General features: G+C 63.7%; 11 protein-coding genes. 6 read left to right on the top strand and 5 right to left on the bottom strand.

The window, feature by feature from the left end:
• Positions 1–1,794 carry a peptide MFS transporter gene (locus ACVWZA_RS13800; RefSeq protein ID WP_457311812.1) on the bottom strand — a complete coding sequence of 598 codons (1,794 nt, stop codon included), beginning with the start codon at positions 1,792–1,794 and terminating at the stop codon, positions 1–3.
• 115 nt (positions 1,795–1,909) lie between these two features.
• Between ACVWZA_RS13800 and ACVWZA_RS13795 the strand changes: the two genes are divergently transcribed.
• The 4 genes from ACVWZA_RS13795 (at position 1,910) to ACVWZA_RS13780 (ending at position 4,895) form a co-directional block, all read left to right on the top strand.
• Positions 1,910–2,488, top strand: coding sequence for a nitroreductase family protein (locus ACVWZA_RS13795; RefSeq protein WP_457311811.1), 579 nt, complete (start codon positions 1,910–1,912; stop codon positions 2,486–2,488).
• A 40-nt stretch (positions 2,489–2,528) separates the two neighbouring features.
• The gene (locus ACVWZA_RS13790; RefSeq protein ID WP_457311810.1) at positions 2,529–2,885 is read left to right on the top strand and encodes a GntR family transcriptional regulator; all 357 of its coding nucleotides are present in this window, start codon (positions 2,529–2,531) and stop codon (positions 2,883–2,885) included.
• Between the two features lie 125 nt (positions 2,886–3,010).
• Entirely contained in the window at positions 3,011–4,243 is a 1,233-nt protein-coding gene (locus tag ACVWZA_RS13785) for a DUF3419 family protein (protein ID WP_457311809.1), read from the top strand.
• Positions 4,244–4,268: 25 nt separating this feature from the next.
• Positions 4,269–4,895: a class I SAM-dependent methyltransferase gene (locus tag ACVWZA_RS13780; protein WP_457311808.1), complete on the top strand. Its 627-nt coding sequence runs from the start codon at positions 4,269–4,271 to the stop codon at positions 4,893–4,895.
• 74 nt (positions 4,896–4,969) lie between these two features.
• Here ACVWZA_RS13780 and ACVWZA_RS13775 read toward each other — a convergent pair whose 3' ends face one another.
• The 4 genes from ACVWZA_RS13775 to ACVWZA_RS13760 all read right to left on the bottom strand — a co-directional run bounded on the left by ACVWZA_RS13775 (position 4,970) and on the right by ACVWZA_RS13760 (position 12,114).
• On the bottom strand, positions 4,970–8,476 hold the full coding sequence (locus ACVWZA_RS13775) for an error-prone DNA polymerase (protein WP_457311807.1): 3,507 nt from the start codon (positions 8,474–8,476) through the stop codon (positions 4,970–4,972).
• A 148-nt stretch (positions 8,477–8,624) separates the two neighbouring features.
• A complete protein-coding gene (locus tag ACVWZA_RS13770; protein WP_457311876.1) occupies positions 8,625–10,055 on the bottom strand; it encodes a Y-family DNA polymerase in 1,431 nt (476 codons plus the stop codon).
• Positions 10,056–10,092: 37 nt separating this feature from the next.
• Positions 10,093–10,980, bottom strand: coding sequence for an ImuA family protein (locus ACVWZA_RS13765; RefSeq protein WP_457311806.1), 888 nt, complete (start codon positions 10,978–10,980; stop codon positions 10,093–10,095).
• A gap of 471 nt (positions 10,981–11,451) precedes the next feature.
• Positions 11,452–12,114: a TetR family transcriptional regulator gene (locus tag ACVWZA_RS13760; RefSeq protein WP_457311805.1), complete on the bottom strand. Its 663-nt coding sequence runs from the start codon at positions 12,112–12,114 to the stop codon at positions 11,452–11,454.
• Between the two features lie 87 nt (positions 12,115–12,201).
• On the opposite strand from ACVWZA_RS13760, the gene ACVWZA_RS13755 reads away from it, so the two are divergent.
• Both ACVWZA_RS13755 and ACVWZA_RS13750 read left to right on the top strand, forming a co-directional pair.
• Complete coding sequence (locus ACVWZA_RS13755) at positions 12,202–13,053, top strand: hypothetical protein (protein WP_457311804.1); 852 nt, start codon at positions 12,202–12,204, stop codon at positions 13,051–13,053.
• Positions 13,050–13,532 (top strand): anthrone oxygenase family protein, encoded by a 483-nt coding sequence (locus tag ACVWZA_RS13750; protein WP_457311803.1) that lies wholly within the window; start codon positions 13,050–13,052, stop codon positions 13,530–13,532. The genes ACVWZA_RS13755 and ACVWZA_RS13750 overlap by 4 nt, the downstream gene beginning before the upstream one ends.
• Positions 13,533–13,618 lie beyond the last annotated feature (86 nt).

Below are 13,618 nucleotides of genomic sequence, written 5' to 3'. Positions count from 1 at the left end.
TTATTTGACGCCGTGCATCCATTTTTTGAGCGGCCAGGCGAGAAGCAGGAGCAGTATGCCCAGGCCGATCGCCCATTCCGAAATCAACGTGAACACGCCGCTATAGGTCGCGAGGCTAACCTTCAAATTGGTCACCTGACCACCCACCGTATCGACGCTGGCGATCTGTGCAATCATCCCGGCAAAATATTGCGCCACTGAAATCGACAGGAACCATACGCCCATCATCAACCCGACCACGCGGGCGATGGATAGCTTTGTAATCATGCTGAGGCCGACCGGCGAGATGCACAATTCAGCGAAGCTGTGGACGAAGTACAGCCCGGCGAGCCACCACATCGCAACCTTGAAATCGGGCCCGACGAACGTCGTGCCCCAGACAAGGACAAGGAAGCCCAGGCCGACGCCGATCAGTGCGATACCGAATTTCACCGGAATCGACGGTTCGATCCCCTTCTTCGCCATCTTGGTCCACATGATGCTCATGATCGGTGCCAGGGTGACGATGAAGAACGCATTGAAGAACTGCGTCTGGCCGGCCGAGATTGGAATACCAAGCAGATATGGGTCGGTATTGCGATCGGCAAACAGCGTCAGCGACGAACCCGCCTGTTCGAACAACGTCCAGAATACGACGTTGAAGATGATCAGCACCATCGCGGCGAGCATCATCTGAAACTCTTCCTTGCTGCCCTTGTTGAACGACCAGACCAGGATGCCTGGCACCGAGATCAGGAAGGTGCCGAAGAGCAATTTTCCCATCAGCGAGAGCGACGCGATATAACCGACGATGCCCGAACCGGGCTCGGGCGGGGCCATGTTCATCAGATTGACGAACAGCAGGTAGAAGATCGGCACGCCGAGCAACGCGGCGGCATAGATACCGAGCGCGCGGTCCTTTTGCCCTTCGCGCACCGGCGGCTCGCCATAACCGGCGAGCTTACCCCCATCGAACTGGATCAGGGTCCAGGAAAACGCCATGCCGATCGCCGCCAGGCCGAAACCCGCCCACCAGCCGACCGCGTCCGCCAGGAACGGGCAGAGAATCTGCGACCCGAGTGAGCCGAGATTGATCCCCATATAGAAGATGGTGAAGCCGGAATCGCGACGCCGATCGCCCTGTTTGTACAGTTCGCCGACCATGGTCGAGATATTGGGTTTGAAAAAGCCATTGCCGACCGACACCATCGACAGGGCGACGAGCATCAGTGCGAGATAGAAGGGGCTGCGATCGGCATCGGATTCGAAGCCGCCCTTGGCGATAGTGCGCGTGGTGGACCCGTCCGGCGCAAGCAGCGCGACGCTGCCGTCGTCATTGCCCTTGATCTTCAGCTTTTTGTCGCCGTCGACCACATAACGTGTCTCGGCCTGGCCGGCCGTCGCGATCTGCACCTCGTAACGCTGGCCGTCGATCTTGGCGAAGGGCGTTGCGGTCTGGCCGCCGAAACAGAGCGTGAAGTAACCGAGCGACATCAGGATCGCGCCGAACTTCACCGCGCGTTTCGAGCCGAGATACTGGTCGGCGAGATATCCGCCAATCAGCGGGGTCAGATACACAAGGGCGGTATAGCCGCCATACAGGCCGGTCGCGGCGCGGTCGCCGAAGACGAAATGCTTGGTCAGATATAGCGTCAGCAGCGCGCGCATGCCGTAAAAGCCGAAGCGCTCCCACATCTCGGTGGTGAACAGCCGCGCAAGTTGCGGCGGATGGCCGAACCAGGTCTTGCTCTCTGCCGGATTCTCGTGGCTGATATCCGGCTCTCGCGGATTGTCCGCAGTCGGGGTGTCCACCATTTTTACTAGCTCCCTGAATGTCTTGGCGCCGTCGAAACGCGGCGTTGCTGATGGCGCGGGAGACTAACGGCAATCGCCGGGGTGTAAATATGTCGTGCCGTACCTAGATGGCGGCATGTTCAACGACCTTTCCACCCCGCTTACCTATCTCGCCACGCGCCGATCGGGCAAACCGCGCGACCTGGTCGCGCCCGGGCCCGACGATACGCAGCTTGCGACGATCCTGCAGATCGCCGGCCGCACGCCCGATCATGGCAAGCTCGCGCCATGGCGCTTTGTGATCGTGCCGGCCGAGGCGCGCGAAAGCTTCGCGGCGATGCTGGTCGACGCCTATCGGCTCGAGCGCCCGCAGGCCGCACGGATCGAGATCGAAGCGATCGAGCAGTTCGCGCACCAGGCACCGACCTTGGTCGTCGCGCTCTTTTCGCCGCGAATCGAAAGCCATATCCCGTTATGGGAGCAGGAATTATCGGTCGGCGCGGCGTGCATGAACCTGCTCCATGCCGCCAACACGATGGGTTTTGCCAGCGGCTGGCTGACCGGATGGGCGACCTACTCCGACGCCGTGCGCGATTCGTTCGGCGGCGCGCCGGAACGAATTGCCGGCTTCATATTTCTCGGCACGCCGAAAAAGGAATTTGAAGAGCGTCCACGCCCGGATTTGCGCACGATTATTACCAATTGGGACGGGTAAAGTTGCTGGACTAATCAGCCAATTGCTGTATTAAAGCAGCATGACAGCGCTTAATTCCGAAGACAGTCCGGTCTATATCAAGCTGCGGGCAACCATTTCGGCAGCGATCCTGCGTGGCGATTTCCGCGCGGGCGACCAACTTCCCTCGGTCCGGGCGCTGGCCGCCGAACACGGCGCCAATCCGCTGACCGTGGCCAAGGCCTATCAGAGCTTCCAGGACGATGGTTATGTCGAGGTCCGTCGCGGCGTCGGCATGTTCGTACTGCCTGGCGCCGCCGAAAAACTGCGCATCGCCGAGCGCGACCATTTCCTGAATACCAGCTGGCCGCGCATCCGCGACCACATCACCCTGCTCGGGCTGAGCGCGAGCATCCTGCTGGAGCGCGAGAACGTCTGATCGGCGAGCCGACCTCCCCGTCGGATGATTTCCCGACCCCGTCATCGAACCGTCACCCTAATGTCCTAGCGCCGCCTTGAGTGGCCATGCGTTCGGCCACCCGAAGCACAGGGAGACGCACGCCGATGCTTGCCGCCAAATCGCCCAAAAACCGTGCCGTCCGCGCCGCCGTTCATCGCCACGATCATCTGTCGAAGCAGGGGCTGCTCGAACGCGCCTTCACCTTCGCCTTTCGCGGACTGGTCTATGCGCAGATCTGGGAAGACCCGGCGGTCGACATGGAAGCGCTGGCGATCCAGTCCGACAATCATGTCGTCACGATCGCCTCGGGCGGCTGTAACGTGCTGTCCTATCTGACCGCAGATCCGCGTGCGATCACCGCGGTCGATCTCAACACCGCGCATATCGCTCTCAACCGGCTCAAGCTGGTCGCGGCGCGCCATTTGCCCGATTACGAGGCGTTCCACCGTTTCTTCGCGCGTGCCGACAGCCAGGCCAATGTGCTCGCCTATCGCGCCTATATCCGCCCGCATCTCGACGAGACGACGCGGCGCTATTGGGAGGGGCGCGACCTGATCGGCCGGCGGCGCATCGCCGGCTTTGCGCGTGGCGTCTATAAAAGCGGCCTGCTGGGCAATTTCATCGGCGCGGCGCACCTCGTCGCCCGGCTCGGCGGGGTCAATCCGAAGATCCTGCTCAAGGCACGGACGATCGAGGAGCAGCGCGAGATCTTCGACCGCGACTTCGCACCCCTGTTCGACAAGGGTTTCATCAAATGGCTGACCGACCAGCCCGCTTCGCTGTTCGGCCTGGGCATTCCACCGGCGCAATATGAAGCGCTGGCAGGTGACGAAAAGATGGCCGTGGTGCTGCGCGAGCGGCTCGAAAAGCTTGCTTGCGATTTCGACATCAAGGACAATTATTTCGCCTGGCAGGCGTTCGGCCGCGGTTATGGCCGCGGGCCCATGGCCTCGCTGCCGCCCTATCTGCAGCACGATCATTATGACGAGATCGTCGCGCGCGCCGACCGGATCGACGTGCGCCACACCAATTTCACCGACTATCTGCGCAGCCGGCCCGATGGCTCGCTCGATCGTTATATCCTGCTCGACGCGCAGGACTGGATGACAGACGAGCAGTTGAACGACCTGTGGAGCGAGATCACGCGCACTGCGCGCGGCGGCGCGCGCGTCCTGTTTCGTACCGCCGGCGCACCGACCATCCTGCCCGGGCGCGTGGCCGACGCGATCCTGTCGCGCTGGGATTATCGTGCCGGGGAGTCACTCGATTATACCAGGCGCGACCGCTCCTCGATCTATGGCGGGGTGCATCTCTACATCCTGGAGGCCACCGCCTGAGATGGGGTCGTCTCATGCCGGGCATATGGATGCGATCTATCGGACGCAGCGTCATTTCTACGACCTGACGCGCAAATATTATTTGCTCGGCCGCGACCGGCTGATCCGCCGCCTCGCCCCACCCAAAGGCGGCAGCGTGATCGAGATCGGCTGCGGTACCGGTCGCAACCTGATCGTGGCGGCGAAAGCCTGGCCCGAGGCGCGCTTCTACGGCATCGATATCTCCGAGGCGATGCTGGAGACGGCACGCGCGAATGTCGCCAAGGCCGGCCTTACCGGCCGCATCACGCTGGCGCAGGGCGACGCGACCGCTTTCGATGCGCAAGGATTGTTCGGCATCGCGAGTTTCGACCGGGTGTTCCAGAGCTATACGCTGTCGATGATCCCCGACTGGCGCGGCGCGTTGCGCGAGGGCGCGGGCAAGCTTGCACCCGGAGGGCGGCTCGACCTGGTCGATTTCGGGCAGCAGGAAAGGCTGCCCCGCGCGTGGCGAGCGCTGCTCCTTGCGTGGCTGGCCAAGTTCGACGTATCGCCGCGCGCAGAGATGAAGGCGGCGATCAAGGAGGTCGCGCACGGCCTTGGCGCGCGAGGCGACTTCACGCCGCTCTATCGCGGTTATGCCTGGGCCGGGGCGATCGAACGGGAGGGTTGATGTCAGCCCATTCCCTGAAGGGCAGCATTTCACGCGCTTGTCGGTAGCCCGCCCGAATCGGTACCATGCCACACTCAATGAAAGTCCCGCGACTTGGGGATGATCCGCACGTCGCGCGGGTGGCGGTGCTTGCCCGCGCCCGGATGGCGCGGCGGCTGCGGATTTTCGAACACATCGGCGCGCGACAGCTGTGGCTTGGCCTGGTCGGTATCGGACAGATGGTCGAGCAGGTCGGTGCAGTCATGGATATGGCTCGCCATAAGATGGACCACCCCTTCCGGGCTCTTCTGCAATTCGCCCTCGACCATCATCAGCCGCGACGCCATCACCGCGCGGCGGAAGCGTTCGAACATCCGCGCCCACAGCACGATATTGGTGACGCCGGTTTCGTCCTCGATCGTGACGAAGATCGCATTGCCCTTGCCCGGGCGCTGGCGGACCAGGACGATGCCGGCGGTCTTCACGCGGCGGCCATTGTTGGTTGCCGATGTCTCCGCGCAGCTCAACACGCCCCGGGCGGTGAAGATCGGACGCAGGAAGCGCATCGGATGCGCCTTTAGCGACAGCCGCGTCATCTGGTAATCGGCGACGACATGCTCCGCATCGGTCATTACGGGCAGCGCCATGTCGGCTTCCTTGCCCAGTTCCGCCGCGCGGGCCGCGGCGAACAGCGGCAAAGCGGCTGACGGCGTGCGCCGCGCGTCCCACAGCGCATCGCGCCGGTCGAGCCCGATCGAGCGAAACGCATCGGCATCGGCGAGCAGGCGCAGCGCGCGTTCGGGCAAGCCAGCGCGACGGGCGAGCGTTTCGATCGAAGTGAAGGTGCCGCCTTCACTGCGTGCCTTGGACAGGGCGTCAGCCCATTCCTGCTTGAACCCGCTGATCTGACGCATGCCCAGGCGCAAGGCGAAGGCGTAATGTCGAATGCCATCATCCTTCTTCACCCGAAAACGGGGGTGGCAAAGCGATGTAGAGAGATTTGGGTGGACCGGCTCCAGGCTGTTATCCCACCCGCTCGCATTCACATCGACCGCGCGCACTTCGACGCCATGCTCGATCGCATCGCGTACGATCTGGGCGGGCGCATAGAATCCCATCGGCTGCGAATTAAGCAAAGCGCAGGCGAACACCGCCGGATGATGGCATTTGATCCAGGACGAAACATAGACCAGTCGGGCGAAGGACAGCGCATGGCTTTCGGGGAAGCCATAGCTGCCGAATCCCTCGATCTGCTTGTAGCAGCGTTCGGCAAAGTCGCGTTCGTACCCGCGCCCGACCATCCCCTCGATCAGCTTCTCCTTGAAGTTGTGCATGCCGCCGACATTGCGAAACGTCGCCATGGCGCGGCGTAGCTGGTTCGCCTCCGACGGTGTGAACCCGGCGGCGGTGATCGCCAGTTTCATCGCCTGTTCCTGAAACAGGGGGACGCCGTAAGTGGAACCCAAAAGAGTATAGAGTTCATCAGCCGGGCCATGATTTGGGCTGGGCTCAGGGTATTCCACGGCCTCAACCCCCGACCGTCGACGCAAATAGGGGTGAACCATGTCACCCTGGATCGGCCCGGGACGAACGATCGCGACCTGTACGGTCAGGTCATACAGGTTCCTCGGCTTCAACCGCGGCAGCATGTTGATCTGCGCCCGGCTTTCGACCTGGAACACGCCGATGCTGTCGCCCTTGCACAGCATGTCATAAACCGCCGGATCGTCGGTATCGATATCGACCTCGAGATTATGATCGCCCAGCCCGTGATCGCGCAGCAAATCGAAGCTCTTGCGGATGCAGGTCAGCATGCCGAGCGCGAGGACATCGACCTTCATCAGGCCGAGTGCATCAATATCGTCCTTGTCCCATTCGATGAAACTGCGGTCCGCCATCGCCGCATGATGCAGCGGCACCGTCTCGTCGAGCCGGTTCTCGGTCAGCACGAAGCCGCCGACATGCTGCGACAAGTGGCGCGGAAACGGCGCGGAGAGGATCTGATCCATGATGAAGCGCAGCCGCACGATTTCGGGATTGTTCAGGTCGAAGCCGGCATCGACGATGCGCCCGTCCTCCATATCTCCCGAATAGCTGCCCCAGACGGTGCTCGCCATGCGTTCGGGAATATCCTGGCTCATGCCCAATGCCTTGGCGACTTCGCGCACCGTGCTGCGCGATCGGTAATGCGCCACGGTCGCGGCGATGCCCGCACGGTGCCGACCATAGCGTTTGTAGATATATTGCATCACCTCCTCGCGCCGCTCATGTTCGAAATCGACATCGATATCGGGCGGCTCGTCGCGCTCCTCCGACACGAAGCGCGAGAAGAGCAGGTCATGCTGCATCGGATCGATCGAGGTGACGCCGAGCAGAAAGCAGACCGCGGAATTGGCGGCCGAGCCGCGCCCCTGGCACAGGATCGGCGGGTTTCGCGAACGAGCGAACCGCACCAGATCATAGACGGTCAGGAAGTAATAGGCGTAGTTGCGCTGGCGGATCAGGGAGAACTCCTCGGTCAGCGAGGCAAGAACCTTGTCGGGCATGCGATCATAGCGATCGATCGCCGCCTGCCAGGCGATGTGTTCCAGCCAGGCCTGCGCTTCCCACCCTTCGGGCACCGGTTCGTGCGGGTATTCGTAGCGCAATTGCCCCAGGTCGAAGTCGATGCGCGACAGCAGGATTTGAGTCTGCGCGATGGCATCGGGGCAGTCGCGGAACAGCCGCGCCATTTCCTCGGGGCTTTTCAGATGCCGCTCGGCATTGGCCTCGAGCCGCTTGCCCGCCGCGGCGATCGTCGTGCCTTCGCGGATACAGGTCAGCACATCATGCAACGGCCGCTGCCCGGGCGTGGCGTAGAGCGCGTCATTGGTTGCGATCAGCGGCACCCCCGCCGCATGCGCCGTCGCTTGCAGCTTGCTCAGCGTGCGGCCGTCACGACCCCGGCGCGGCATCGCCGCCCCGAGCCAGACCCGGTCGGGCGCGACGCGTAACAGACGAGACAGTACATCGCCGACATCCTCGGGCGGTGATGTGACGAGACGCAGCAACGGCCTGGGCGGATCGCCCACGTCGTCGAAATTATAGTCCACCGGGTTGCGGTGCGCCTCTTCCTCCCGCGCGGTGGCATAGGGCAGCACGATCAGCAGCAGATCCTGGCTATAATCGAGCAGGTCGTCGAATTCGAGGATGCAGCTGCCCTTAACCGCAGCCAGATTGCCGACCGTCAGCAAGCGCGTGAGCCGCCCCCAGCCATAACGCGTCGCGGGATAGGCGACGATGTCCGGCGTGCCGTCGGAAAACACCAGCCGCGCCCCGACCACGAGCCGCAGATGCACCTCGCAGCTGGCCCATTCCTCCGGCGTCAGCACTTCCGCTTCGCCCTGGGCCTTCTTGTCGGCAAGCCATGCCACGCGCGCCTTGTCCGGTGCTTCCCTGAGCGCACTATAGGCACGCACCACGCCGGCCACGGTATTGCGGTCGGCGATGCCGATAGCTGTCATGCCGAGCTTGTTCGCCTGATGGACGAAGTCCGACGGATGCGATGCCCCGCGCAGGAAGGAATAATTGGTCGCCGCGACCAGTTCGGCGAACTCGGTCATCTTAAGCCCCTTCCCTTCAGGGGAGGGGTTGGGGGTGGGGTCGTGCAACGAGCGTAACGTTTCTGGATAGGCCCCACCCCAACCCCTCCCCTGAAGGGAAGGGGCTTAAAATCGAGCTTCATCACGCGAACATCTTCGTCAGGATCGCTCACGCGAACAGGCCATGCACATACCAGCCCGGATCGCGCTTCTCGGTGCCGTAGAGTCCATGCCGGAACACCCAGAAGCGCCGCCCACGCGCATCCTCGATGCGGTAATAGTCGCGCGTCAGGCCGCTGCCCCCCGCCCCGTTGGCGCCGCGCTTCCACCATTCGGCGGCGATGCGTTCGGGGCCTTCGAAGCGCGTCACCTCATGCAAGGTGCGGCGCCAGCGGAACTGGCGCGGCGGGCCGTCGGGGACTTCGGCGGTGACCTGGATCGGCTGGGGCGGATCGAACAGATGCAAAGGTCGCAGCGGCGGCTCGCCCGGTTCCGCTTCGGGCCAGTTTTCGGGCGAAACCGTCTCGATCGCGGGCAGCGCCAGCACTGCCTGTTCGGGGATATGCGTGTCGCGCGGGGTGAGCCGGCGGAAGCGGCCCCGCCCCATACGCACGCTCAGCCGGTCGATCAGCGCGGCCAGCTCGCCTGCCGCGACCTCGCCGCCTTCGAGCAGCAATTGCGTCGGCGCGAGCGGGGCGAGCGCGGGCACCGCGAGCCGGATCAGGTCGAAACCGAAGCCGGGGTCGAGCGGATCGGCCAGGCTGTCGAGCCGTTCGTCGAACAGCCGCATCACGATCGCTGGATCGCGCACCGCGAGACTGGTTTCGACCGCGAGATCGATCGCGAGCCCGTCGCTACGGAAGAAGCGCGCGGCGAAGCGGCGGCCGCCGAGATGGCGCTCCTCCATCGTCTGCGCTGCTTCGGCGACCAGCTCGCCAAGGATCGCCAGCGCGTGCTCGGTCCGCGCGATCGGCTCGGCCAGGCGACGCTCGACCAACAACGCCGGGGCCATACGGCGCGGGGTGATGCGGCTGTCCGATTTGCCAAGCAGCCGCGCAAGCAATGCCGTCACATCCTCGCCAAAGCGGGTCGAGAGCGGTGCGGTCGGGCGACCGGCGAGATCGGCGATGGTCTTCAGCCCGGCGCGGCGCAGCGCCAGTTCGGTCTCCTCATCCAGGTCGAGCGCGGCGATCGGCAAGCGGCGCACCGCGGCCTGTTCGTCGGTCGCCGGCATGGTCTGGTAGCGCGCCAGTGCTTGCGCCGCCTCGGGCGTGCCGGCGATCGCATGGCGCAGTTTCATGCCATACGCGGTCAACCGCGCCTCGATATCGGCGGCGAGCGCGACTTCATTGGCAAAGCCCCAGCTACAACCGGTGCCGCAACCGGTGATGTCGAGCGTCAGCCCATCGGGCGGATCGACCGCGACCAGCGGCGTATAGCGGTCGCAGCCATCGGCGATGCGTTCGAGCAAGGCGAGGTCGGCGGCCGGATCATGATCGATCACGGCAAGTTCGGGCACTCGCGCCCGCGCATCGGCCAGCGTCAGGCCCAGTCCGAGCCCCAGGCTCTGTGCCGCCGCATCGACCGCGACGAGGCGCATCGTGCCGCGCTGCTTCTCGACGAACACATACGGCGCATCATCCGGCACGCCGACTCGGGCGAGGCGATTGGCGGGAAACAGCGGAAACCACAGCGCCAGATAGCGCCGCGCTCCGATCGACTTGGGGATTGTTTTGGGGATAGATTTGGGGTCCGGCTCTGGGTCCGACTCCGGGCGGAGTGCCGGTCTGGCTGGTACCCGCCTGGTCACGGAAGATAGCCTGGTCACGATCCCACTCCAAAATCCATCGCCCCCCGGCCCTCCCGCCGCGCTGGCGCACCAATTCCACCTCAAGCGCGGTGTGCCCCGGGGCATCCGCCTCAAGCGGCGATGCCGCGACGCTACGCACGCGCCAGCGCGTATGCGCCGCACTTGGCGCGTCCTCGGCAGCGACGCGCAACAATAACGCGGTCACGCCCGAACTCTCCGCCGCCACCGCCAGCCGCCGCGTCGCGGTCAGGTCGAGCGCACGCGGGCTCTTCCACAATTCGATCACCGCCACCCCGACATCGGGACAGCGCACCACCTCCGCCGCGACGCGCAGCAGCGACAGCGCATCGGGCAGCACCCCGATCACCAGCCGCGCCGGATCGATCCCGAGATCGACCAGCCCCGGTGCATAAAGCCCACCCCCACCACGCTGCGCATCGCCTTCGCGCAGCCACATGATCGTCGCCCCCGACCCAGGCCCTGGCGGCGCGACACGCCGCGCCAGCATCGAGGCGAAACCCGCCGCGCTGCTCGCATCATCGGCTTCACCGGCAATCACCTCATGCAAATGCCCGCGCGCCAGCCCGCCTTCCAATCGCGCATCGATCCCGGCATGACCGAGCGACGCGAGATTGGCAGACTCGGCCGCATGCATTCCCCCCATGGCAGCGATCCGCCGCCGAAGCGCGGTAAGGGGTGAGAGCGACTCGGCCATTATCGTTCCTGATATGTTCTTTAAATGGGCGCAGGAGCGGGGGTGAGTCAAGGCGGATCGAGCATGCGAGATTGAATCAATGCCTCCAACCGGATCGGCCCATCCGAATCCGATGCGCCGCTAATATGGTCAAGCTTCCCGCAGCTGCGGGAAGCTTTGCGGGAAAATGCTTTTTTGAGCGTTCTGCGGGAAGCTGCGGGAAAAACTGCGGGAAAATCGACACGGCGTAACGGGAACTTCTCGGACGCTTTACGGGAATATCGGGAAATGGCGGGGGCGGAAATCATGGGTCTGCTCGGCTCCGTGTCTGCCCGACTCAACTGGTCGGTCGGCCGGGCTTAACCGTCATGCAATGACCCGCCGGAGCAGAGATGGCGATGTCGGAACACAATGTGAATCGCACCGGGCGATATCCCATTATCCGCGTCTCCGCACCGACAGCCCTGGCTCATGCCTTAACCAGCGAGACTGTCAGTCCGCCGCTAAAGCCGAAGGCGCCGCGATCTCCCGCACCGTCATTCGCTTGAACGCCTCGACCAGCGCGCGGCCCTCGGCCGGTTCGACCGAGATCGCGAGCCGGATCGTCGCTTCGCCCAGTTCCCAGATGAGGAACGCCGCCATTTCGAGTCGCGCCGGGTCGATCGCCGGATGCGCCCGCGCCATCGCGGCGGCCAGCATCGCGCCGCAAATCCGGCTCTCGGCCAGTTGCAGCGCCATCAATTGCTTGTCCGCCTGCATCCCCGACCAGATGTCGCGCATCACCGGTTCGGCCATGACGATCTCGTAATATTGATCGATCAGCCCGGCATAGGCTTTAAGCAGATCGTCGAGCGTCGCCACGCCGGTCAACGCCTCCTCGATACAGGCGCGGCTCGCGGCATTGTACCGCTCGGCGAGCGTACGGATCAGCGCGCTCTTCTCCGAGAAATATTGATAGAGCGAGCCGATCGAGATGCCGGCCAGCGCCGCGACCTCGTTCATCTTCACCTGATCACTGCCGGTGCGCACGATGAGCTCCGACGCCATAGCGAGAATGCGTTCGAGCCGATCCCGGCTGCGCTGCTGCATCGGCTTACGCCGCGCCGCCGGGGTTTCCTGATCAAGACGATCGGTCGCGTGTTCGATTATGTCCATTCGCGCTCCAGGCTGTTGACAAGCCAAAATGTGAGTATATATCACATTTAATGTGAGTAATGCTCACGTTAAGGCGAGGAGTGGACCATGACAAGCGGAAACATGACGGCCCTGCCCGGCACCATTCTCGTGCTCGGCGGCACTGGAAAGACCGGCAGCAGGGTGGCAGCGCGGCTGTGGGACACGGGCCATCAAGTGCAAATCGGATCGCGTTCGGCAACGCCCCGTTTCGACTGGGACGATCGCGGAACCTGGGGCGCGGCGCTGGCCGGCGTTTCCGCGGTCTATGCCGCCTATCAGCCCGACCTTTGCGTACCCGGCGCGGTCGAGACCGTCACCGATTTTTTCGACGTCGCGGCCAAGGCGGGCGTCGCCAATGTCGTACTGTTGTCCGGACGCGGAGAACCCGAGGCCCTGGATGCCGAATGCGCGCTGCAGGCGACCGCACTCGACTGGACGATCATCCGCGCGAGCTGGTTCTTCCAGAATTTCAGCGAGAATTATTTCCTCGACGAAATCCTTGCCGGCGAGATCGCGCTGCCCGACGGCCTTGCCGATGAGCCGTTCGTCGATGCCGAGGATATCGCCGACATCGCCTTCGCGGCGCTGACCGGCAACCGCCACAACCACCAGATCTATGAAGTCACCGGACCGCACGCGATCGGCTTTCCCGATGCGATCGCGCAGATCGCAACCGCCACGGGCCGCGAGATCGCTTATCACAAGATGCCGATGGAGATGTATCGCCAAAGCCTGGAGGCCGCGCAGCTACCCGTCGATGTCATCGACCTGATCGTCTATCTCTTCGACACCGTGCTCGACGGGCGCAACCTTCGCACCACCGATGACGTCCAACGCGCACTCGACCGCGCGCCGGGCAATTTCGCCGATTATGTCGCGCGCACCGCAGCGACCGGCGTGTGGGAGGCGAAGCGATGACCGGCAAATCGATCCCAACGCTGCTCCTGCTTGCCACCGCCGTCACCAGCGCGCTGACCGCAGGCGTGTTCTACGCCTTTTCCTCCTTCGTGATGGCTGGTCTCGGCAAGGTTTCGGGCGATCAGGGCGCCAATGCGATGAATGCGATCAACCTGACCGTTATCACACCAAGCTTCATGATCCTGTTCATTGGCACCACGCTGCTCTGCACCTTGTTGGGCGGCTGGGCGCTGATGTCCTTCTCGGACCTGGACTCCAAGCTTATCCTGACCGCTTGCCTCGCCTATCTGATCGGCTGTTTCGGCGTGACCATGGCGTTCAATGTCCCGCTGAACGATCAGCTCGCCGCTGCCTCCCCGGCCGAAATCGGCGCGATCTGGCAGAATTACCTGCGCGTCTGGACGCAGTGGAACACAGTCCGCACGGTCGCCCCGACGATCTCGGCGATCCTTTTGATCATCGTGCTTATTCGGCGCTGAGCGGAAAAAAATCGCCTCGACACACCCGCTTAAGGAAAACAATCCTTAACCGGGTCGCGTTAAACCCGTTCCAGCGATCGGAACGG

Source organism: Sphingomonas sp. UYAg733 (genome assembly GCF_054057355.1).
The sequence above is the reverse complement of the archived record's forward strand: the minus strand, read 5'-3'. Positions and strand labels throughout refer to the sequence as shown.